18 protein-coding genes and 1 pseudogene are annotated in these 20,082 nt (G+C 57.5%); 10 read left to right on the top strand and 9 right to left on the bottom strand.

What is annotated here, in order from left to right; genetic code table 11:
* Positions 1–4: 4 nt before the first annotated feature.
* Positions 5–562 (bottom strand): HTH-type transcriptional regulator PuuR, encoded by a 558-nt coding sequence (puuR, locus tag AC6I8B_RS12640; RefSeq protein ID WP_010670955.1) that lies wholly within the window; start codon positions 560–562, stop codon positions 5–7.
* Positions 555–1,322: a gamma-glutamyl-gamma-aminobutyrate hydrolase gene (gene puuD / locus AC6I8B_RS12635; RefSeq protein ID WP_022625003.1), complete on the bottom strand. Its 768-nt coding sequence runs from the start codon at positions 1,320–1,322 to the stop codon at positions 555–557. The genes puuR and puuD overlap by 8 nt, the downstream gene beginning before the upstream one ends.
* 204 nt (positions 1,323–1,526) lie before the next feature.
* Here puuD and AC6I8B_RS12630 point away from each other — a divergent pair, with 204 nt between their 5' ends.
* The gene (locus AC6I8B_RS12630; RefSeq protein WP_010670953.1) at positions 1,527–2,942 is read left to right on the top strand and encodes a glutamine synthetase family protein; all 1,416 of its coding nucleotides are present in this window, start codon (positions 1,527–1,529) and stop codon (positions 2,940–2,942) included.
* Between the two features lie 405 nt (positions 2,943–3,347).
* A complete protein-coding gene (locus AC6I8B_RS12625; RefSeq protein ID WP_010248042.1) occupies positions 3,348–4,706 on the top strand; it encodes an APC family permease in 1,359 nt (452 codons plus the stop codon).
* A gap of 48 nt (positions 4,707–4,754) precedes the next feature.
* Here AC6I8B_RS12625 and ygbI read toward each other — a convergent pair whose 3' ends face one another.
* Positions 4,755–5,516 (bottom strand): DNA-binding transcriptional repressor YgbI, encoded by a 762-nt coding sequence (ygbI, locus tag AC6I8B_RS12620; RefSeq protein ID WP_157352562.1) that lies wholly within the window; start codon positions 5,514–5,516, stop codon positions 4,755–4,757.
* A 267-nt stretch (positions 5,517–5,783) separates the two neighbouring features.
* Between ygbI and ltnD the strand changes: the two genes are divergently transcribed.
* The 5 genes from ltnD to AC6I8B_RS12595 all read left to right on the top strand — a co-directional run bounded on the left by ltnD (position 5,784) and on the right by AC6I8B_RS12595 (position 10,854).
* Positions 5,784–6,689: an L-threonate dehydrogenase gene (gene ltnD, locus AC6I8B_RS12615; protein WP_332837847.1), complete on the top strand. Its 906-nt coding sequence runs from the start codon at positions 5,784–5,786 to the stop codon at positions 6,687–6,689.
* Complete coding sequence (otnK, locus tag AC6I8B_RS12610) at positions 6,689–7,951, top strand: 3-oxo-tetronate kinase (protein ID WP_157352558.1); 1,263 nt, start codon at positions 6,689–6,691, stop codon at positions 7,949–7,951. The genes ltnD and otnK overlap by 1 nt, the downstream gene beginning before the upstream one ends.
* Entirely contained in the window at positions 7,944–8,588 is a 645-nt protein-coding gene (gene otnC, locus AC6I8B_RS12605) for a 3-oxo-tetronate 4-phosphate decarboxylase (RefSeq protein WP_022625000.1), read from the top strand. Before otnK ends, otnC begins: the two co-directional genes overlap by 8 nt.
* Positions 8,588–9,373, top strand: a complete 786-nt coding sequence (locus AC6I8B_RS12600) for an HPr family phosphocarrier protein (RefSeq protein ID WP_061901290.1) — start codon at positions 8,588–8,590, stop codon at positions 9,371–9,373. The genes otnC and AC6I8B_RS12600 overlap by 1 nt, the downstream gene beginning before the upstream one ends.
* Positions 9,374–9,498: 125 nt before the next feature.
* On the top strand, positions 9,499–10,854 hold the full coding sequence (locus tag AC6I8B_RS12595) for a GntP family transporter (RefSeq protein WP_033758358.1): 1,356 nt from the start codon (positions 9,499–9,501) through the stop codon (positions 10,852–10,854).
* A 58-nt stretch (positions 10,855–10,912) separates the two neighbouring features.
* Here AC6I8B_RS12595 and sbcB read toward each other — a convergent pair whose 3' ends face one another.
* Together sbcB and AC6I8B_RS12585 are read right to left on the bottom strand one after the other, a co-directional pair.
* Positions 10,913–12,340 carry an exodeoxyribonuclease I gene (gene sbcB / locus AC6I8B_RS12590; protein ID WP_033778828.1) on the bottom strand — a complete coding sequence of 476 codons (1,428 nt, stop codon included), beginning with the start codon at positions 12,338–12,340 and terminating at the stop codon, positions 10,913–10,915.
* A gap of 261 nt (positions 12,341–12,601) precedes the next feature.
* Positions 12,602–12,811, bottom strand: a pseudogene (locus AC6I8B_RS12585) (type VI secretion system tube protein Hcp); the annotation flags it as partial.
* A gap of 152 nt (positions 12,812–12,963) precedes the next feature.
* Between AC6I8B_RS12585 and dacD the strand changes: the two are divergent.
* The 3 genes from dacD (at position 12,964) to tmaR (ending at position 15,938) form a co-directional block, all read left to right on the top strand.
* A complete protein-coding gene (gene dacD / locus AC6I8B_RS12580) occupies positions 12,964–14,127 on the top strand; it encodes a serine-type D-Ala-D-Ala carboxypeptidase DacD (RefSeq protein WP_022624996.1) in 1,164 nt (387 codons plus the stop codon).
* A gap of 265 nt (positions 14,128–14,392) precedes the next feature.
* Positions 14,393–15,451: an FUSC family protein gene (locus AC6I8B_RS12575; protein WP_010670945.1), complete on the top strand. Its 1,059-nt coding sequence runs from the start codon at positions 14,393–14,395 to the stop codon at positions 15,449–15,451.
* A 160-nt stretch (positions 15,452–15,611) separates the two neighbouring features.
* Positions 15,612–15,938: a PTS system regulator TmaR gene (gene tmaR, locus AC6I8B_RS12570; protein WP_004571340.1), complete on the top strand. Its 327-nt coding sequence runs from the start codon at positions 15,612–15,614 to the stop codon at positions 15,936–15,938.
* 93 nt (positions 15,939–16,031) lie between these two features.
* Here tmaR and AC6I8B_RS12565 read toward each other — a convergent pair whose 3' ends face one another.
* The 4 genes from AC6I8B_RS12565 to AC6I8B_RS12550 form a co-directional block, all read right to left on the bottom strand.
* Positions 16,032–17,093: a LacI family DNA-binding transcriptional regulator gene (locus AC6I8B_RS12565; RefSeq protein WP_033772861.1), complete on the bottom strand. Its 1,062-nt coding sequence runs from the start codon at positions 17,091–17,093 to the stop codon at positions 16,032–16,034.
* Positions 17,094–17,222: 129 nt separating this feature from the next.
* Positions 17,223–18,137, bottom strand: coding sequence for a ketopantoate reductase family protein (locus tag AC6I8B_RS12560; protein ID WP_062757983.1), 915 nt, complete (start codon positions 18,135–18,137; stop codon positions 17,223–17,225).
* Positions 18,138–18,322: 185 nt separating this feature from the next.
* The gene (locus AC6I8B_RS12555) at positions 18,323–19,096 is read right to left on the bottom strand and encodes a phosphate/phosphite/phosphonate ABC transporter substrate-binding protein (RefSeq protein WP_157352555.1); all 774 of its coding nucleotides are present in this window, start codon (positions 19,094–19,096) and stop codon (positions 18,323–18,325) included.
* Positions 19,089–20,051 carry a fatty acid desaturase gene (locus AC6I8B_RS12550; RefSeq protein WP_497816339.1) on the bottom strand — a complete coding sequence of 321 codons (963 nt, stop codon included), beginning with the start codon at positions 20,049–20,051 and terminating at the stop codon, positions 19,089–19,091. Before AC6I8B_RS12550 ends, AC6I8B_RS12555 begins: the two co-directional genes overlap by 8 nt.
* Positions 20,052–20,082: the final 31 nt, after the last annotated feature.

The raw sequence follows: 20,082 nt of genomic DNA, 5'->3' as shown, positions 1-20,082 counted from the left end.
GCGCCTAAAAGTTGGCTGGCGTATGGGCACTGACAATGCGGCAGGGGATTTCAGCACGGTTGGTGAAACTGTGTGGTAAGCCCGTATCAATGACGTAGCTCTCTCCGGCGGAGAGATGATAGTGCTCTCCGTTGATGACCAGCGTAATCTCTCCTTCCAGCAGCGTGCCGGTCTCTTCGCCCGGATGACGCAGCTTCTCGCCAGTGCTGGCACCCGGTTGATAAGTTTCCAGCAGCATGCCCAGCGTGCGCTGTGCACGGCCATTGTCGATAAGCTTCAGCGAAACCCCCTGACTGCCAATCTCCAGCAGGTCGCTGGCGCGGACAATGACCTTAGGTTCCGCATCCGGTTTGGGTTCCGAGAAGAACTCTGACAGCGAGAGCCCATAGACTTTCAGCAGCTTCTGCAGGGTGCTGACCGCCGGGCTGACCTTATCCTGTTCAATGGTGCTGATGGCGCTATGGGTCAGTCCGGCCAGTTCGGCGACACGGCGTTGCGACAGCCCCAGTGTCTGCCGGATCTGCGCCAGCCGTCGTCCCGGCGCCAGCGTGGCATCACTCATTTTCTTTTTCCTTGTGATAACGAATGGCGGCCTGAATAAAGCCACTGAAGAGCGCCTGCGATCCCGCCGTGTGTTCCGGCTGCCACTCGGGATGCCACTGCACCGCCAGGGCGAAGGGATGATGGCGCAGACTCACCGCCTCAATCAGGCCATCCGGCGCGCGCGCTTCAACGCGCAACTGCGGGCCCGGTTCGCGTACCCCCTGATGATGCAGTGAATTGACCGCCAGCGGACTGTTGCTGTCCAGCAGCGTCGCCAGCAGGCCGTCGGGTTCAATAGTGATTGGATGCACCTGAGCATACTGCTGCTCCAGCGGCAGCGTCTCATCTTCATGGTGACGCTGAAACGACGGCTGCCCGCTGAGCTCTCGCCACAGCGCGCCACCATTCGCCACCACCAGCTCCTGCAGCCCACGGCAGATCCCGAACATCGGCATCTTGTGGCTGGTGGCCCAGGTGATCAGCTGAAAGGCGAGATGGTCACGGCCCGGATCGGCATGCAGCTCTTCGCCCGCCTCGCCATAATGCCAGGGTTCGATATTGCTGGGGCTGCCAGTCAGCAGCAGGCCATCCAGAACAGCCATAGCGTTTTCTAATAGATGAGGCGCATTCATCAGACTGTGGGGCAGGGCCAGTGGTACGCCACCCGCAAGGACAACCGCATCGGTATACTTATTGTGAACCGTCTGGCTCGGATGGCCTCCCAGATCCTTCTGGCACATCACTACGCCAATCAACGGCTTGTCAAAAATAATGCCCATCTCACGTCCTCGCATCGCTGTTCGAAATATCTACCGAAAGGGCACGTCTGGCGGTTAAGTGTGCAATATTTTTTCAATCTAGCAATCTGCTGTTTGTTCTTCAAACAGATTTGTTACATTTGCACACTTTTTATGTTGGCGCTATGTTAGTGGTGTGGCTGTTATTTTGAGCATTACGCAAACCTAATAGGGGCGGGTGAGATCATGACTAACCTGGTAGAAGTGGAAGATTTCACGCTTCACAGTGAAGAGAAACGAACCAGCGCGTTCCAGCTTGAGGTGAAAACCTGGCTGGAGCGCCATCCTGACACGCAGTATGTCGACATCCTGTTAAATGATTTAAATGGTGTGTTCCGCGGCAAGCGCATTCCGGTCTCTGCGCTGCCTAAGCTGGAAAAAGGGTGTTATTTCCCCGCCTCGGTGTTTGCCATGGATATCCTCGGCAACACAGTAGAAGAAGCGGGACTCGGCCAGTCACTGGGCGAACCCGATAATCTCTGCCTGCCCGTCACCGGTACTTTAGTTCCCTCCGCGTCTGACCCTCAGCACATTGCGCAACTGCTGTTAACCATGTGCAACCAAGATGGCACTCCCTTTGACGTTGAACCCCGAAATGTCCTTAACCGGCTGTGGCAACAGCTGCGTAACCGAGGTCTGTTCCCGGTGGTAGCGGTAGAGCTGGAGTTCTATCTGGTGGACAAAAAGCGCGATGCCGAAGGCTTTATCCAGCCGCCGTGTTCGCCCGGCAGTGATGAGCGCAATATGCAGAGCCAGGTCTACTCGGTAGATAACCTCGATCATTTCGCCGATGTGCTGCGTGACATCGACGATCTGGCCCGTCAGCAGGGCATCCCGGCCGATGGCGCGCTGGCGGAAGCCTCGCCCGGACAGTTTGAAATTAACCTGCATCATACCCGCGACGTGCTGCGGGCCTGTGACCATGCGGTGCAGCTGAAACGCCTGATTCGTCAGGTGGCAGAAAACCACGGTATGACCGCCACGTTTATGGCGAAGCCCTATGAGGAGTACGCGGGCAGCGGCATGCATGTGCATATCAGCATGCTGGATGCCGCCGATCACAACGCCTTCGCCTGCGATGACGGCAGTGATTCGCCGCTGATGAAACGGGCGCTGGCCGGGATGATCGATCTGATGCCCGCCTCAATGGCGCTGCTGGCACCCAATGTGAATGCCTATCGCCGTTTTGTTCCGGACGCCTATGTGCCGTTGCAGGCATCGTGGGGCCATAACAACCGGACCGTTGCGCTGCGGGTGCCGTGCGGGGATATCGACAATCATCGTATTGAGTACCGGGTTGCGGGCGCGGATGCTAATCCCTACCTGGTGGTATCGGCTATTCTTGCCGGGATGCTGCATGGGCTGGATACCCAGTTGCCGTTGCCCCATCCGGTCACCGGCAACGGTCACCATGCCGAGGGTCTGGCACTGCCGATCCGCCAGAGCGATGCGCTGTATGAGTTTGACAACAGCTATCCGCTGCAGAAGCTACTGGGCGAACGCTTTGCCAGTGTCTGGCACAGCTGTAAGCATCATGAACTGATGCAGTTTGAACGGCTGATTACGTCGACCGAGATCGACTGGATGCTGAAAAATGCCTGACAGGTTTTTTTACCTGTCACCTGACGCGCTTTTTTTTGCATAAGATGCCCCGATGGCTTGTATTCCTGCCACGGGTTAGGGCAGAATACGCGGCCTGCAAAATCAGATGATAACCGACGCTAACCGCGCCGGTTATTTTTTTGCATCCAGTTTTATTAGAGCGTTTTTTGCTGACTTAACCGAGGCCGGGCACGCACCCGGATAGATAAACACTGAAAACACGCATAAGCGTGAGATTGAGGATTACAAAGATGGGGATGTTTTACACTCTGCCAGCCAACGCTGGTACGCGTTTTCGTGATGACTACGGCGCCGCGTTAACCGCTAACCTTACTCCCTGTCGCTTAATGCGCAGTTGCCCTGTGACCCAGCCCAGCCAGGTTGTCGCACATGGGGGACTGAAGCATGTCGCTTAATACCTCCGCCGCACCGCAGCGTGCGCAACTCAAAAAAACACTCACGTTACTTCCGGTCGTCATGATGGGCTTAGCCTACATGCAGCCTATGACCCTGTTCGATACCTTTGGCATCGTTTCCGGGCTGACCGAAGGTCACGTCGCCACCGCTTATGCTTTCGCGCTGATTGCGATTCTGTTCACTGCCGTGAGTTACGGTAAGCTGGTACGCCGCTTCCCCTCTGCGGGCTCCGCTTATACCTACGCTCAGAAGGCGATCAGTCCGCACGTCGGCTTTATGGTCGGCTGGTCATCACTGCTGGACTACCTGTTCATGCCGATGATCAACATCCTGCTGGCTAAAAACTATTTCGAATCGCTGGTGCCGGGCATCCCGTCGTGGATTTTTGTGGTGTTGCTGGTCGGGTTTATGACGCTCTCTAACCTCAAGGGCATCAAAACCGTCGCCAACTTCAACAGTGTGATTGTGGTGCTGCAGGTGGTGGTCATGGTCGGGATTACCGCGATGGTAATCTACGGTGTGGCAAGCGGCGTAGGTTCCGGCACGCTGGTGAGCAGCCGTCCATTCTGGTCTGAGAATGCGCATGTGGTGCCGATGATTACCGGTGCGACGATACTCTGTTTCTCGTTCCTCGGCTTTGATGGCATCAGTTCGCTGTCGGAAGAGACCAAAGATGCAGAACGCACCATTCCGCGCGCTATTTTCCTGACCGCGCTGATTGGTGGGGTGATCTTTATCGCGGCATCTTACTTCCTGCAGCTCTACTTCCCGGACATCACACGCTTCCAGCACCCGGACTCATCGCAGCCTGAAATCATGCTGTTCGTGGCCGGTAAAGCGTTGCAGGTCGGCATCCTGATCTTCTCGGTGGTCACGGTGCTGGCATCCGGTATGGCGGCGCACGCTGGCGTCTCGCGTCTGATGTATGTGATGGGCCGTGATGGTGTGTTCCCGGAGCGTTTCTTCGGTTACATCCATCCGAAATGGCGTACCCCGTCGCTCAACGTGCTGCTGGTGGGTGCGATTGCGCTGATGGCGATTAACTTCGACCTGGTGACCGCAACCGCGCTGATTAACTTTGGTGCGCTGGTGGCGTTTACCTTCGTTAACCTGTCGGTGATCGCGCAGTTCTGGGTTCGTGAGAAGCGTAACCGCACGCTGAAAGATCACGTTCAGTATCTGCTGCTGCCGCTGCTTGGCGCGCTGACGGTGGGTGCGCTGTGGGTGAACCTGGAAGAGAGTTCTATGGAGCTGGGCCTGATCTGGGCCGCCATCGGGATTATCTACCTGGCGTTCGTAACCCGCAGCTTCCGTAATCCGGTGCCACAGTTCAGCGAAGAAGTTTAATCACGCTCACGTTGCCGCCTTCCCGGTCTCAGGGAAGGCGGCGACAGCTTAACCAGCCAGTACCAGTTCACAGCTCCCCGCACTTAACAACTCCCGCGCCGACTCACTCAGATGCGTGTCTGTCACTACCCGATCAAAGCTCTCCAGCGGTAAAGCCAGAAACGTCGCAATCCTGTTGTACTTCGAACTGTCACTCAGCAATACCCGCTTACTGCTCACCTCACTCACCGCCTGCTTCACCATCACTTTATCTTCATCCGGCGTAAACAAGCCACGCGGCCCCCAGCAGGAGGCGGAAATAAAGGCAATATCAATGGCCAGATGACGCAGGCTGCGTGCCGCCGACTCGCCGACACAGGAGCGGTTCTCCCGGCATACGGTGCCGCCCGTGTGAATAACCCGGCACTGACTGGCCTCCATCAGCAGATTCGCCACCATAAAATCATTGGTCACCACCAGTAAATCATCGCGATCCACCACTTCTCTTGCCAGGGCTAACGTCGTGGTTCCGGCATCCAGGTAGATGCAGCTGTTACGGGGGATCTGTCGGGCGGCGGTGCGGCCAATGGCGCGCTTCTCCTCGTTGTAGAGGGTACTTTTCGTCAGGTGTGACGGCTCAGCGGCCAGCCGGTCGGCTGAGCGCACGCCGCCGGAGACCGACAGCACGGCCCCTTGCTCCTCCAGTTTCTGCACATCACGGCGTATGGTCATGTGTGACACACCCAGCCGTTCAGTGAGTTCTGCAATGCTCACCACGCCACGATCGGCCACCAGCGCAAGAATCTGTTGATGACGTTCAATCGGAATCATATCGGCTCCCTGATGATTACCATTTTTTCACATTATAAAGTATCTGCCAGTTAACCAGAACAAATAATAACAGCTTTAATCCCGGCAACGGCGGCGCTAACTGCACTGCGGCAGGGCCACTGCTGCCAATCTGGTAATGTTAAAAATTGTTCTGGTTCACATTGGGAATATTTTTTTGTGAGCGACAACACATTTTTGCCGACAGTAAACTGGCAGGATTAACAGTAACAAACAAATAATCACTTAAATTAACAGTGGAGGCGTATCGTGCCAGCTGAAAATATCTGCGTTATCGGGTTAGGTTCCATGGGCATGGGTGCCGCGAAATCCTGCCTGCGTGCCGGTCTCAATACCTGGGGTGTCGATTTGAATCCCGCCGCGCTTGAGAACTTACGCCAGGCAGGCGCGCGTGATGCGCAGGCTTCAGCATCCGCCTTTGCAGACCAGCTTGATGCCGTTTTGCTGCTGGTGGTAAATGCGCAGCAGGTTAACGCCATTCTGTTCGGAGAAGAGGGCCTGGCCGCAAAACTGCGTCCCGGCACCGTGGTCATGGTCTCATCCACATTGTCCGCCCGGGATGCGCAGCAGATTGAACAACAGCTGGCGCAATATCAGCTGCTGATGCTGGATGCACCGGTCTCCGGCGGTACCGCTAAAGCGGCCAGCGGTGAGATGACGGTGATGGCGTCCGGCAGCGACGCGGCCTTTACGCAACTGCAATCTGTACTGGATGCCGTGGCAGCCAAAGTGTATCGCGTGGGCAGTGAGATCGGCCTCGGGTCAACCGTCAAAATTATCCATCAGCTGCTGGCAGGTGTTCACATCGCGGTCGGGGCAGAAGCGATGGCGCTGGCGGCGCGTGCCGGCATCCCGCTGGAAACCATGTATGAAGTGGTCACCAACGCCGCAGGCAATTCATGGATGTTCGAAAACCGCATGCGGCATGTGGTGGACGGCGACTATAGCCCGAAATCGGCGGTCGATATCTTTGTGAAAGATCTCAACCTGGTGGCCGATACCGCGAAATCCCTGCACTTCCCGCTGCCGCTGGCCTCAACCGCCCTCAATATGTTCACCGAAGCCAGCAACGCCGGTTACGGCCGGGAAGATGACAGTGCAGTGATTAAAATCTTCAGCGGCATCACGCTGCCGCAGGCAGAGGAGAAAATCTGATGCGGCTTGGCGTGATAGCGGACGATTTTACCGGTGCGACTGACATCGCCAGTTTTCTGGTGCAGAACGGGCTGACCACTATTCAGTTCAACGGCATTCCTGACAGCGAGGAAATCACAGAGGCGCAGGCGATTGTGGTCAGCCTGAAGAGCCGCTCCTGTCCGGCAGACCAGGCGGTTGCTCAGTCACTGGCTGCGCTGGCATGGCTGCAGAAGCAAGGCTGTGAGCGCTTCTACTTCAAATATTGTTCCACCTTCGACAGCACCGCGCAGGGCAATATCGGTCCGGTAACCGACGCCCTGCTGCAGGCGCTGGGTGAAACGCAGACGGTGATCTGTCCGGCGCTGCCGGTGAATGGCCGCACCGTTTATCAGGGCTACCTGTTTGTCGGCGATCAGCTGCTGTCAGAGTCTGGTATGCGGCATCATCCCGTCACACCGATGCACGACAGCAACCTGCTGCGGCTGATGACATCACAGGCGACGGGCAAAGCCGGGCTGATCGCTGCGGCACAGGTCGATCAGGGCGCTGAGTCAGTACGGCAGGCGCTGGGTCAGCTGGCGGCGCAGGGGATCAACTACGTCGTAACTGACGTCCTGCATCAGGAACATCTGTTGACGCTGGGCGAAGCACTGAGCGATCTGCGGCTGGTCACCGGCGGTTCCGGGCTGGCCATCGGTCTGGCACGGCAGTGGGCGACGGCTGAAAGTGATGCAAAAGCGGAGCAGGCAGGCCGTCCGCAGGGCGATCGCGCCGTGGTGCTTTCCGGTTCCTGTTCACAGATGACCAATCGTCAGGTCGCCGCGTACCGCCAGCTGGCACCGGCCTGCGAAGTTGAGACTGAACGCTGTCTGGACGATGCCGGGGCTTATGCCCGGCAGTTATGCGACTGGGTGGAAGCGAACAGCGATCAGACGCTGGCACCCCTGCTGTTTGCCACCGCTGACGCGCAACACTTGCAGGCGATTCAACAGCGTTATGGTGCTCAGCGCAGCAGCGAAGCCGTTGAGCAGCTGTTTGCCGCGGTGACCCGCGAGCTGAAACGGCGCGGATGGCAGCGCTTTATCGTGGCGGGTGGCGAAACCTCCGGCGTGGTCGCGCAGAGCCTGGGTGTGACGGCCTTTCATATCGGCCCGACGATTTCGCCCGGCGTGCCCTGGGTGCGCGACATTCATCAGCCGCTCTCTCTGGCACTGAAATCGGGCAATTTTGGCGATGAAGATTTCTTCCGCCGCGCGCAAACGGAGTTTACTGATGTCTGAATCTTTCTCTTTAACGGAACAGCAGGCGCGTGACGAGATGGTGCGTCTTGGCGCATCGTTTTTTCAGCGCGGCTATGCCACCGGCTCGGCGGGCAACCTTTCAATGTTGCTGGAGGATGGCAATCTGCTGGCGACACCCACCGGCTCATGCCTGGGTGAATTACAGGGTGACCGGCTGGCAAAAGTCACGCCTGACGGCGAATGGCTCTCCGGTGATAAACCCTCCAAAGAGATTGCGTTTCACCGCGCGCTCTATCTGAATAATCCCGACTGCAGGGCGGTGGTGCATCTGCATAGCCACTACCTGACGGCGCTCTCCTGCTTACAGGGGCTGGACACGGACAACTGCATCCGTCCGTTTACCCCCTATGTGGTGATGCGTGTCGGTGATGTGCCGGTTGTGCCTTACTACAAGCCGGGTGATGGGCGACTGGCCGAGGATCTCGCGGCGCTGGCTCCACGTTACCGTGCCTTCCTGCTGGCGAATCATGGCCCGGTAGTAGTGGGGAAATCGTTGCAGGAAGCGGCAGACAACACTGAAGAGCTGGAGGAGACCGCCCGGCTGATCTTTACCCTGGGCGACCGCCCGATCCGTTATCTCAATGATGCCGAAGTGGCAGAATTAAGGAGCCGATAATGCCGAAGTTTGCTGCTAACCTTTCGACGCAATTTACTGAATTGCCGTTTGCTGAACGCTTCGCTGCAGCGGCAGAAGCCGGTTTCACCGCCGTCGAATTTCTGTTTCCTTATGACTATCCCGCCACGCAGATCAAGCAGTGGCTTGATGATAACCAGCTGGACTTGGTGCTGTTCAATACCGCACCCGGCAACGTCGCAGCGGGTGAGTGGGGCGTTTCGGCCATCCCCGGACGGGAAGCGGAAGCAAAGGCGGATATCGATCGCGCCCTGAGCTATGCGCTGGCGCTGAACTGCCCGCAGGTGCACATCATGGCGGCGACGGTGCCGCCCGACGCTGACCGTCAGCGCTACGTTGAGACCTTTATCAGCAATATGCGTTATGCGGCTGAGCGCTTTGCGCCGCACGGCATCATCCTGCTGATTGAGGCGCTGAATCCCACAACCAAACCCAACTATCTTTATGCCAGCCAGTATCAGACGCTGGAGATGGTCGAACAGATCGATCGACCCAATGTCTTCACTCAGCTCGACCTGTTCCATGCGCAACGGGTGGATGGCAACCTCAGCCATCTGATTCGCCACTACGCCGGACGCTATCGGCACGTGCAGATTGCTTCGGCACCGGATCGTCATGAACCGGATGAGGGTGAAATCAACTACCCCTATCTCTACTCACTGCTGGATGAGGTCGGCTATTCCGGCTGGGTGGGCTGCGAATATATCCCGCGCGGCAACACTACCGCTGGTCTTGGCTGGTTTGCGCCCTGGGCGAGAAAAACCTGATTTAACGGGCTAAAAAAACCGGTGTTTCGGCACCGGTTGAGATTTTTTCGTCCTTTTTCTGACCCTGCACCTGTTTATTCTGTACGGCGATAACCTAAAAAATATAACAATTTCTGAGGTTTACTATGTCCACCGCACTGCTATTAGCCATAGCGACCGCCAGCATCGTGATCCTGCTGCTGCTGGTCATCAAAGCCAAAGTTCATCCCTTTGTCGCCCTGTTAATTGTCAGTCTGCTGGTGGCCATCGCCACCGGCATTCCGGCTGAAAAAATCATGGAGACGATTATCACCGGGATGGGCGGCCTGCTTGGTCACATCACCATCATCATCGTGCTTGGTGCCATGCTCGGGGCGATCATTGAAGCCTCGGGCGGTGCCGAGTCGCTGGCGCAGCGTTTCAGTAAAACGCTGGGGCTGAAGCGTACCGTTGCGGCATTAACCATGGCGGCCTTTATCCTTGGCATCCCGGTATTTTTTGAAGTCGGCTTTATCATTGTTATTCCGCTGATTTATGGCTTTACCAAAGTGGCGCGGGTCTCGCCGCTGAAGTTTGGCCTGCCGATGGCGGGTGTGATGCTGACGGTACATGTGGCATTGCCGACCCATCCGGGCGCAGCGGCGGCAGCCGGGATCCTGCACACCGACATGGGATGGCTGATGATACTGGGGATCGCGATTTCCGTGCCGGTCGGGATCATCGGCTACTACGTAGCGAAATTCATGAACCGTCGCCGCTACCCCCTGTCGGTGGAGGTGCTGGAACAGTTGCAGATGGCGAAGCCGGAAGGGCAGGAAAAGAAGAATGAACCGGCACCACCCGGTGCGCTCACCATCAGCGGCCTGATTGTGGTCCCGATTGTATTGATCGTGCTGGGAACTCTGTCACACACACTGCTGGCTGAAGGGAGCCTGCTGCGTAGCGTGATGACCGTGATCGGCACACCGCCGATTGCCCTGCTGATTGCTTTAGGGCTGGCGGCATGGCTGCTGGGCGTGCGGCGTGGCTGGAGCAAAGATAAGCTGGAAGATCTGACCGGCCGGGCCATTCCCACCTCAGCCAGCGTGATTCTGGTGGCCGGGGCCGGTGGTGCATTCGGCAAAGTGCTGGTGGAGTCGGGCGTGGGTAAAGCGCTGGCGGTCACCCTTGAAACGCTGCATCTGCCGCTGGTGCCCGCGGCATTTATCCTGTCGCTGGCGCTGCGTGCATCACAGGGTTCCGCCACGGTGGCGATCCTGACCACCAGCGGGCTGCTGACGCAGGCGGTGACCGGCGTGACGGATATGCAACGGGTACTGGTCACCCTGGCGGCCTGTTTTGGTGGTCTGGGATTGTCGCATGTCAATGATGCGGGATTCTGGGTGGTGACCCGTTATCTGGGACTTTCGGTGGCCGACGGTTTACGCACCTGGACGGTGCTGACAACACTAATGGGGCTGAGCGGCTTTGCGCTGACCTGGCTGGCGTGGACCTTGCTCTGATTAAGCAGCATCAGAAAGTCTGACCCGGCAGGCGATACCGGGTCAGACTCTTAGTGCTTCAGGAAACCAACTCCTGCGCATAGAGATAGAGCGCTTTAAGCTGCCCAACCTTTTCTGCATCCGCTTCATGCAGATTCGCCAGAGCTTCCAGTTCCTGCATAAACGCCTGCACCCGATCGGCATTAAGCACGTCACGACGGTGCTGCAACCAGCGTTGCTGCTCGGCATCGTCCAGCGTGCCGGGGAAGTTACGCGCCCGGTAGCGGAACAGCAGTTTCGCTACCCGTGCACTCTCAAAGCTCAGGTCCAGCGCAGGCAGATTCGCGGGCGCGGTCTGACGGATAATATTCATCCCCGCCCGGTCGGCATCACTGAAGAAGCCATCATAGAGTTGTGTGTCCACATCATCTGACGGTGTAAACGGCTCCGCTTCGGCAAACAGCGTGACCAGTTTTTCCCGCACGTCGGGCTGCTGACGCAGCAGCGCCAGATTCGCCAGGCAGTGCTGACGATCAATATTCAGCCGGGCCGCATCTTCCGGCCGCAGCGTACTGGCAGGCGCCAGCACCGGACACTTATTGATATGCACCAGTTTGACCGGCACCGCAGGCAGATCGCCGAGATCGTTTTTCGGCGTGTAAAGACGCTCACGCAGCGTGTCGGCATCCAGTTGCAGCAGCGGTGACATATCGCCCGCCAGATCCACCACAATCAGCGCATTGCGGTTATCGGGATGCCAGGCCAGCGGTACGATCCAACTGGTATTACCGCGCGCGGCACCGAACATGCCGGAGACATGAACCAGCGGTTTCATCTGCGGGATATCAATCAGGTTCATCAGCTTGTTTTTGTTACGATGGGTAAACAAAAACTCAAACAGTTTTGGCTGCTTCTCCTTCACCAGCTTCGCCATCGCCAGCGTGGCGTAAACGTCGGACATGGCATCGTGCGCATTTTCATGGGAGACGCCGTTTGCTTTGGTCAGATGCTCCAGCCGGAAGCTGGGAAAACCTTCTTCATTCTCCGGCCAGTTGATCCCTTCTGGCCGTAACGCGTAGCAGGCACGCATCACGTCGAGCAGGTCCCAGCGTGAGTTGCCGTTTTGCCAGGCCCAGCCATAGGGATCGTAAAAGTTGCGATAGAAGATATTGCGCGTCACTTCATCATCGAAACGCACGTTGTTGTAGCCCACCACACAGGTTTGCTCCGTGGTGAACAACGCGTGGATGCGTTCAGCGAACTCAGCTTCGATCACGCCGCGACTCATCGCTATCTGCGGAGTAATGCCGGTGATCATCACCGCTTCGGGCTGTGGCAGATAGTCATCAGGCGGACGGCAGTAAAACACTTCGGGTTCGCCGACCGGATTAAACTCACTGTCGGTGCGCAGGCCGGCAAACTGGGCTGGCCGGTCACGAGAGGGGCTGGTGCCGAAGGTCTCGTAATCGTGGAAGAGGAAAGTGGGCTGTACGCGGTCGTTATTCAAATTTCATATCCGTTCATTGCGTTCACTAAACTGATGAACAGAAAGTCATCAGGCTTCCCGTTCGCTGGATGCCTTTCTTCATCGGCGCCTGGCTGCTGGTGCGAGAGCGGTGCCTTTGCCGGGCAAGGTCATTCATGCTCAGGCTTCACTTACTACATGGTAAACCATAATCCCACTGGCCTGAAGTTTCGGATGGTAGCGGGGGGGCGTAGTATCTGACTGAGCGGTCAGGGGCAAGGAGTAAAGCGGACTTTTTACCTCTCAGGCTGTAGCTCGCTCATTCCATGAGTCACGATAGATAATATTCCCTTCGACATATTTCCAGGTTATTGCTGCATAGCGTAATTCCGGTGTTTCCAGATGCGTGCTGCTCATGCCGCTGGGTGCAAGGCAGGGCGATACCGTAGTGACCTTAACGTTTTCCAGGATGATATTGAAATATTCGGTCTCATTTCCTGCATCAATTAGCCGTTACCACCCCCCTGCAGGCATCAGCCATACTCGTCGCAGTTCATACTTTTTTTCAATTTATTCAAACCTTCACAACGCTTTTGCCGTAAAACGTGCGGCTGTTTCCGTTTCGTTTTAGAAATTTTCTCTCCCGTGCAATTAAGGATGAAGTGTTGAAAAGGCGTCTGCTGTTCACCGTTACCGCTACTGTTTTTTGGGCCTCGCTGGCGCAGGCTGATGCGATTCCCTTTCCTGTGACGCCTCCGGCGATTGATGCGGCTTCCTGGGTGCTGATGGATGCCACCACAGGACAGGTTCTGACTGCTGGCAATCCCGATGAACGCCGTAATCCCGCCAGCCTGACCAAACTGATGACCGGTTACGTGGTCGATCGCGCCATTGACCAGAAGAAAATCAGCCGTGACGACATGGTTACGGTCGGAAAAGATGCCTGGGCGGCGGGTAATCCGGTGTTCAAAGGCTCCTCGCTGATGTTCCTGAAGCCAGGCGATAAGCTGAGCGTCCGGGATTTAAGCCGTGGCGTCATCATCGACTCCGGTAACGACGCCTGCGTTGCCCTGGCTGATTATGTGGCGGGCAGCGAAGCGAACTTCGTCGGCATGATGAATCACTACGTTGAGAAGCTCGGCCTGCAGAATACCCATTTTGAAACGGTTCATGGTCTGGATGCGCCGGGTCAGTTCTCCAGCGCGCTGGATATGGCGAAACTGTCACGCGCCATTATTGATGGTGAGCCTGATTTTTATGCCATGTACAGTGAGAAGACCCTGACCTGGAACGGCATCACCCAGAACAACCGTAATGGCCTGTTGTGGGATAATAATCTCCACGTTGATGGGTTGAAAACCGGTCACACTGAGACCGCGGGCTTTAACATCATCGCCTCGAATGTGGTGGGCAAGCATCGCCTGATCGCCGTCGTCATGGGCGGTAAAAGCCCGAAAGGCCGCGAAGAGCAGGCGCGTAAACTGCTGGTCTGGGGACAGAACACCTTTGATACCGTTCAACTGTTCCATGCCGGTAAGAAGATTGGCAGCGAAAACGTCTGGTACGGCAATCCTCATCAGGTGGATGTGGGTACCGCAGAAGATGTTTATCTGTCACTGCCGCGCAGTGAAGTCCAGAACGTGAAGGCGAAGTATGTTATCGATCGCAAAGATCTGGAAGCCCCGCTGAAAGCCAACGAAGTCATTGGTGAAATTCAGGTGATGGATAAAGATCAGCAGATTGCCCACTATCCGCTGGTGGCGCTGAGTGCGGTTGAACCCGCAGGTGTGATTACCCGCCTGACGGATTATCTCAGGCAGAAGTTCTGATTAGCCGATTGTCAGCACTAAAACGGGTAGCCTGCGGGCTGCCCGTTTTTACTTGCACGCTGGCTGCTCTGAGCGTGTTACTGAGAGCCGATAAAGGTTAAAAAATCGCATTAAGTTGTTTTTAACTACCGGGAAAGTATGTGAGGCGGATGTTGATAATTGTAAGCGAACGTCAAAACTGTTTTAAATATCCGGCCCGCGCTAAGCCTGAGCCGCGTTCAGCGTTAAGATAGCCACACCATGTTCCCGCAACCGGAAAGTCATTTTGCGTCCCGATAAGCCCATATCAAAACTGGAGTTCTGGTTTTATCGCCATTATCGCTCCGTCCACGGTGTGCGTATTGCCATCGCCTTTTTGCTCTGCTTTATCTTTGTGCGGGCGACCGATATCCCTGAAGGCACCTGGCCGCTGATTACGCTGGTGGTGGTGATGGGGCCCATCTCCACCTGGGGGAATGTCTTTCCGCGCGCACTGCAGCGCATCAGCGGCACGGTCGCCGGGTCAATATCCGGTCTGATTGCCCTGAAACTGGAGCTGATTTCGATGCCGATGATGCTGGCCTGGTGCGGCATCATCATGATGATCAGCGGCTACCTGACGCTGGGCAAACATCCCTACATGGCGTTGTTGATCGGGATTACGCTGAGCGTGGTCGTGGGCGCACCAACCGGCGATTTCACGATGGCACTGTGGCGCGGCGGTGATGTGATTCTGGGCTCGCTGATGGCGCTGCTGTTTACCGCTATCTGGGCGCAGCGTGCCTATACACACTGGCGCATTCAGCTCTCCGACGCGCTGGCGGAAATGGCAAAAATCTATCACGCCGGTTTCTCACCCAACCTGGTTGAAAAGCCACGCCTGAACAAGCCGCTGGGCAAATTGCTGAGCAGCGTGATCAAAATGCGGGCGCTGCTGGAGCCGTCAAGCAAAGAGACGCGCATTCCAAAATCGGTGCTTGAAGCGATCCAGACCATCAACCGTAATATGGTTTACACCATTGAGATGCAGATTAATGCCTGGTGGGCATCGCGCGAGAGCCATCTGATTATGCTTAACGCGCCTGCATTGCGCCGCACCCAGCAGATGACTGAGAACACGCTGCGGGCGCTGTCGGTCATGGCGATTGAAGGGGAAACGGAAGAGGTGGTGGCTAACAGTCACGAGCTGACCGAAATCAGTGGCGAACTGCGGCGACTGATCGCGGAAGCGGGCAGCGAAGGTCTGGAGGAGACGCCGATCTACGGCTACGTCTGGCTGACACTGGAACTGGCAAAACAGCTGGAACGGATGACCGACCTGATGCGGATGGCGCTGCGCAAATAATCACCTCAGACAATGACTTAATGTGAAACAGGGTTTCTTTGCGCTAAGATAAGAGCCAGTCTGAATTTAGCTGTGAAAATTGCTTACCTGGCGGGCTAGCCGCTAAGCTGATCGTTTTGACTCTCTCCCTGCGTCAGCAGGCTCAAAGAAAGGTGCCATCATGGAAAATGCCAAGCAATCATTTCAGGACGTACTGGAGTTCGTGCGTATGTTCCGCCGCAAAAACAAACTGCAGCGTGAAATTGTCGACAACGAGAAGAAAATTCGCGACAACCAGAAGCGCGTACTGCTGCTCGACAACCTGAGCGAATATATCAAACCCGGCATGAGCGTTGAGGCTATTCAGGAAATCATCGCCAGCATGCGTGTGGATTATGAAGATCGCGTGGATGAGTACATCATCAAAAACGCCGACCTGTCTAAAGAGCGTCGCGAGCTGTCGAAAAAGATCAAAGCGATGGGCGTGGGCGAACACCCGAAAGCGTAAGGGCAGATAGCAGCGCGCAAGCGCCAGACGTCCTATGCAAACCCGCATCCACTCCGGTGGGGCGGGTTTTTTATTGCCTGCGTCAGCGCAGGGTTATTTTCCCGCCAGCCTGCGGGCGATCACCTGTAACTGCTGTGACAGCGCCACTAAATTGATCCGCTCATCAGCAGGCGGGGCGGTGGTCTCCCGGATCACCAGCGTGGTTTCCAGCGCGTTGTCTGACGCCTCTGCTCCCTGAAGCCGGGCCAGCATCCGCTCGACGCTCTGCGCGCCGAGAAATTGCAAATCCTGCCGCACCGTGGTCAGCGGCGGCTGGTACCACGCACTCTCGGCGGTGTCATCATATCCAATCACCGATATCTCGCCAGGAATGGCTACGCCATACTGATGCAGCGCCCGCATCGCACCCAACGCCATCTGATCGTTCGCCACCAGCAGCGCCTGCGGCAGATCGTCGGGAAGCTGCGCCAGCAGCGCCTGATAACCCGACTGCGCGCTCCAGTCCCCGCGTAAAGAACAGTGCGGTGTCAGCTGATGATCGGCCAGCGCCTGACGCCATGCATTTTCACGCTGACGGGCCGAGACCGAGCGCTGCGGCCCGTTTAACAAACCAATATGACGATGACCCAGCGCCACCAGATGTTCAACGGCGGCACGGGCGCCAGACTCATTCGGGTACTGACACTGCGCTACCGCCGCCTGGGGTTCGACATCCAGAAACAGCACCGGTTTGCTGCCGCAGAGCAACTGGATCTGTTGCGCCTCATCTGCCTCCAGTGGCAGGTTGATCAGCAGTCCATCGACCCGCTGTGCCAGCAGTTCATTCACCGTTGCTGCCGCATCGTTACCACTGTCCATGGCGATCACCAGATGATAACCCGCCCCGGCGGCGCGCTGCTGGATCGCCGAGGCGATCTGCGCAGGAGCCATCAGGGCCAGGTCGCTGGTGGCCAGACCTAGCGTGCGCGTCGCCTTACCGGCCAGCTGCTGCGCCACACGATTGGGCACATAATTGAGCTGCAGCATCGCCGCCTCAACCCTTTCCCGCGTGCGGGCTGACACCTGTTCAGAACGGTTTAAAACACGTGAAACGGTTTGATATGAGACGCCGGCAAGTTGAGCGACATCATCGAGGGTCACGGAGCGGGAAGTCATTGAACTCTCCAAAAGATGAAGCGACGAGTGTAGCAAATTTTCCTGCCGCACTGCTGCTGCACACCACACTTTCACGACCACAAAAACCGGGTCCGTTGCGGCACCCGGTCACGGTATCTGGCAGGGCCATTAACGCTGCTGCAGATAGACCTGAAGGTTCACATCCACCGCGTTAAGCAGTGGCGTGGCGAGACTATGGCGTTTCGCCCGCAGCAGCAGGTCACCTATCACCTGATCGGCTTCGATATCAAAGCCCTGGGTTAAATCGCGGTACATTGAGGAGGTCATCGGGGTGGCCGGATCGCTTAACAGCTCAAGAATGCGGGCAGTGGCCGCCGGACGCGTCTGATAGCCTTCGGCAGTAATGACTGACAGAATCTCCGAGAAAACACCCTGTAACAGCGCTTCGCCGCCGCGCGAGGTGAGTATCTGTTGGGTATTTCCGCGCGCCAGGCAGCAAACCGCGCCGAGCGTGCTCAGCAGCAGCCACTTCTCCCACAGCTCATCCATGATGTTATCGCTGAATCGGGTATCGACCTGACAGTCACGCAGCGCCGCATCAACCCGCTGCAGTCGCGCATCGTTGTTACCGTCCAGCGCGCCATAATAGAGCTGATGCAGCGGCGTCATCTGGATAACTTCGCCATTGTCACCCAGCGTCGCGTTGATTTTGCACAGGCCGCCAATCACCCTATCTTCGCCGAAACGCTGTTGCAGCGTCGCGATGTGCCGCAATCCGTTCAGAATCGGCATGATCAGCGTTTCCGGACCCACTGCAGGTGCAATATCCTCCATCACCTGATCAAGGGCAAAGCTCTTCACCGTCACGATAATCAGATCATAGTGGCCCGTCAGGCTGCTCGCCTGAGCCAGCTGCGGTTTTAGCGTTTCAGTGCCCTGTGGCGTCTGCAACACCAGACCGCTGGCCTGAAGCTGCTGATAACGCCGTTCACGGACCAGAAAAGTCACGTCCTGGCCCGCCTGAGCCAGCCGTGCACCAAAATATCCACCGGTCGCGCCGGCGCCTGCCATCAGAATGCGCATCCCACTCTCCCTCTGCTGAAAACCTCTACCTTAGAACGCCGTGACCGGGCTTACCAGTCTTAGCCGCGGTCAGAGCGCATCGGGGAGCATGAAATGAGAGGCCGGGAAAGCGCGGGCAGGGAGGGGACGATGCAGAGAAATCAGATTTTCCCTGCCCGGTCAGCAGGGCGAAACAGAGGGGTGTGTTACAGCCGGGTGACGCCCAGCGCGGCAGCCTGCTGTTCCCACGCCAGCACGCCCTGATAATCGTCTCGCTGCACCGGGCTGAATCCGCCGATCAGGTTATCGTCGCAGACGGTGCGCCAGGTGGGATCGTTCACCAGCTGATGCAGTGCCGTGCGGAGTCTCTCCAGCCGGTCCACTGACGTCGGGGCTGCCGTGATCAACGGCAATCCGGGTGCGGCTGGCGTCTCACCGATGATATGCAGGCCGCGCAGCGCATCCGGCTCATAGCGCGCCAGCAGCGCCCAGCTGACGCAGTCGATAGCCGCGATATCCGCCTGTGAATCGCGCAGCGCCGCCAGCGACTGACGATGCCCGCCGCTCAGCAGCAGCTGCGAAAACCTCACGCCCTGAAGCGCAGCCACAAACCGTAGCGCGTTATAGCCGGAGTGAGAGTCCAGGCTGTTAGCTACGGCCCGCTGGCCGTTAAAATCGGCCAGCGTCGCCTGTTTGTCCCGCGCCACCAGCCAGCTGCGATAGTCACGGCCGGTGCAGCCTGTGGCCTGATAGTGAAAGGTGCCGACCAGCTGAACCGCAGGAAGCTGGCTGACCAGCGGATAGCCGCAGGTCTGGCTCAGCAACAACCGGTTATCCTGCCAGTGTGTCAGCAGGTCCTCAGGCCAGACCGGCTGCGTAGCGATGCCGTGCTGCGTCAGCAGGGCAACCACAGCCTGCATCAGTGCCCGTGTGGCGGGCGGGTGAATCGCATACATCGGCAAGGCGAGCAGGTTATTCATGCGTTTTCTCCGCTGATCGTCCCGGATGGACATTGACCCCGACCGGTCTGACCCAGAACTGACGCAGCCAGACCCGATAGCCCGCCACGCGAAAGCCGTGATTGCGGTGGTAGTAATGCTCGCGATCGCGCAGATAGAGGCGGCGCAGGCCATACCAGGGGACGCCGGGGAGGTCGTGATGCACTGAATGGTAGTTCAGATTCAGGAATAGCATGCGCCACGGCCACGCCGCTTCATTATTCACCGACCGTGCCAGCGGATCGTCCGCCGCACGATGCTCATAGAAGGATCGCACTTTGGTCAGCGCCAGCGCCGGATAACTCACCGCCAGCAGATACCACAGCGGTGAAAATCCCTGCCGCGCCATCCAGAAAAACAGCAGTGCCAGCAGCGTCCCGTGCAGCAGCCACATCGCTATCGCGGATCGATCGCCACCGCGCAGTGCCTGCCACATCCCGCCGAAGGTCGCCGCCACATCCAGCAGCGGGCCGAGCAGCAACCGTCCCAAAAAAGTGTTACGCAGATGAATCAGCTGCTGCTGCCAGCGCGGTAACTTCGCCCAGCGAGCAGCGGAGAGGTAGTAGGTTTCCGGATCCTCATCCGGCTCGGTCAGGGTGTGATTGCGATGATGGGCCAGATGAGAATCGCGATAGAGTCCGTAGGGATACCAGACCGCCAGCGGCAGAGTGCCAAATAGCTGATTCACCCGCGGCCAGCGCGTGGGATGGACGTGGATCAGCTCATGCTGCAGCGACATATACCAGCCAGTGAAGACGATCAGCAGCAGGGTGGCGGGCAGCCGTCCCAGCGTCTGCGCGTTCAGCATCACCGAAAACCAGCCGCCATAGATCACACCGATTAGCAGCCAGGTCGGCAGTTCGCTGCGCCAGAGCCAGCTGCGTGCGCGCGCTTTAAGCCAGGCGCGCTGCTGTAGAGAGAGATAACCGGTGTGCATGATTCACCTGACAGCGGAAGCGGGAATCTGA

Source organism: Pantoea sp. X-Soil-ISGK-285 (genome assembly GCF_059730815.1).
Note: the sequence above shows the minus strand (reverse complement) of the source record. Positions and strands in the feature narration are given on the sequence as shown.

What these genes read in the sequence shown, in the direction of transcription:
- ygbI (WP_157352562.1), bottom strand. Translation starts at nt 5,516, where the DNA reads ATGATTCCGATTGAACGTCATCAACAGATTCTTGCGCTGGTGGCCGAT.
- AC6I8B_RS12630 (WP_010670953.1), top strand. Translation starts at nt 1,527, where the DNA reads ATGACTAACCTGGTAGAAGTGGAAGATTTCACGCTTCACAGTGAAGAG.
- puuR (WP_010670955.1), bottom strand. Translation starts at nt 562, where the DNA reads ATGAGTGATGCCACGCTGGCGCCGGGACGACGGCTGGCGCAGATCCGG.
- AC6I8B_RS12625 (WP_010248042.1), top strand. Translation starts at nt 3,348, where the DNA reads ATGTCGCTTAATACCTCCGCCGCACCGCAGCGTGCGCAACTCAAAAAA.
- tmaR (WP_004571340.1), top strand. Translation starts at nt 15,612, where the DNA reads ATGGAAAATGCCAAGCAATCATTTCAGGACGTACTGGAGTTCGTGCGT.
- AC6I8B_RS12560 (WP_062757983.1), bottom strand. Translation starts at nt 18,137, where the DNA reads ATGCGCATTCTGATGGCAGGCGCCGGCGCGACCGGTGGATATTTTGGT.
- AC6I8B_RS12600 (WP_061901290.1), top strand. Translation starts at nt 8,588, where the DNA reads ATGCCGAAGTTTGCTGCTAACCTTTCGACGCAATTTACTGAATTGCCG.
- AC6I8B_RS12555 (WP_157352555.1), bottom strand. Translation starts at nt 19,096, where the DNA reads ATGAATAACCTGCTCGCCTTGCCGATGTATGCGATTCACCCGCCCGCC.
- AC6I8B_RS12550 (WP_497816339.1), bottom strand. Translation starts at nt 20,051, where the DNA reads ATGCACACCGGTTATCTCTCTCTACAGCAGCGCGCCTGGCTTAAAGCG.
- AC6I8B_RS12565 (WP_033772861.1), bottom strand. Translation starts at nt 17,093, where the DNA reads ATGACTTCCCGCTCCGTGACCCTCGATGATGTCGCTCAACTTGCCGGC.
- puuD (WP_022625003.1), bottom strand. Translation starts at nt 1,322, where the DNA reads ATGGGCATTATTTTTGACAAGCCGTTGATTGGCGTAGTGATGTGCCAG.
- otnC (WP_022625000.1), top strand. Translation starts at nt 7,944, where the DNA reads ATGTCTGAATCTTTCTCTTTAACGGAACAGCAGGCGCGTGACGAGATG.
- AC6I8B_RS12595 (WP_033758358.1), top strand. Translation starts at nt 9,499, where the DNA reads ATGTCCACCGCACTGCTATTAGCCATAGCGACCGCCAGCATCGTGATC.
- otnK (WP_157352558.1), top strand. Translation starts at nt 6,689, where the DNA reads ATGCGGCTTGGCGTGATAGCGGACGATTTTACCGGTGCGACTGACATC.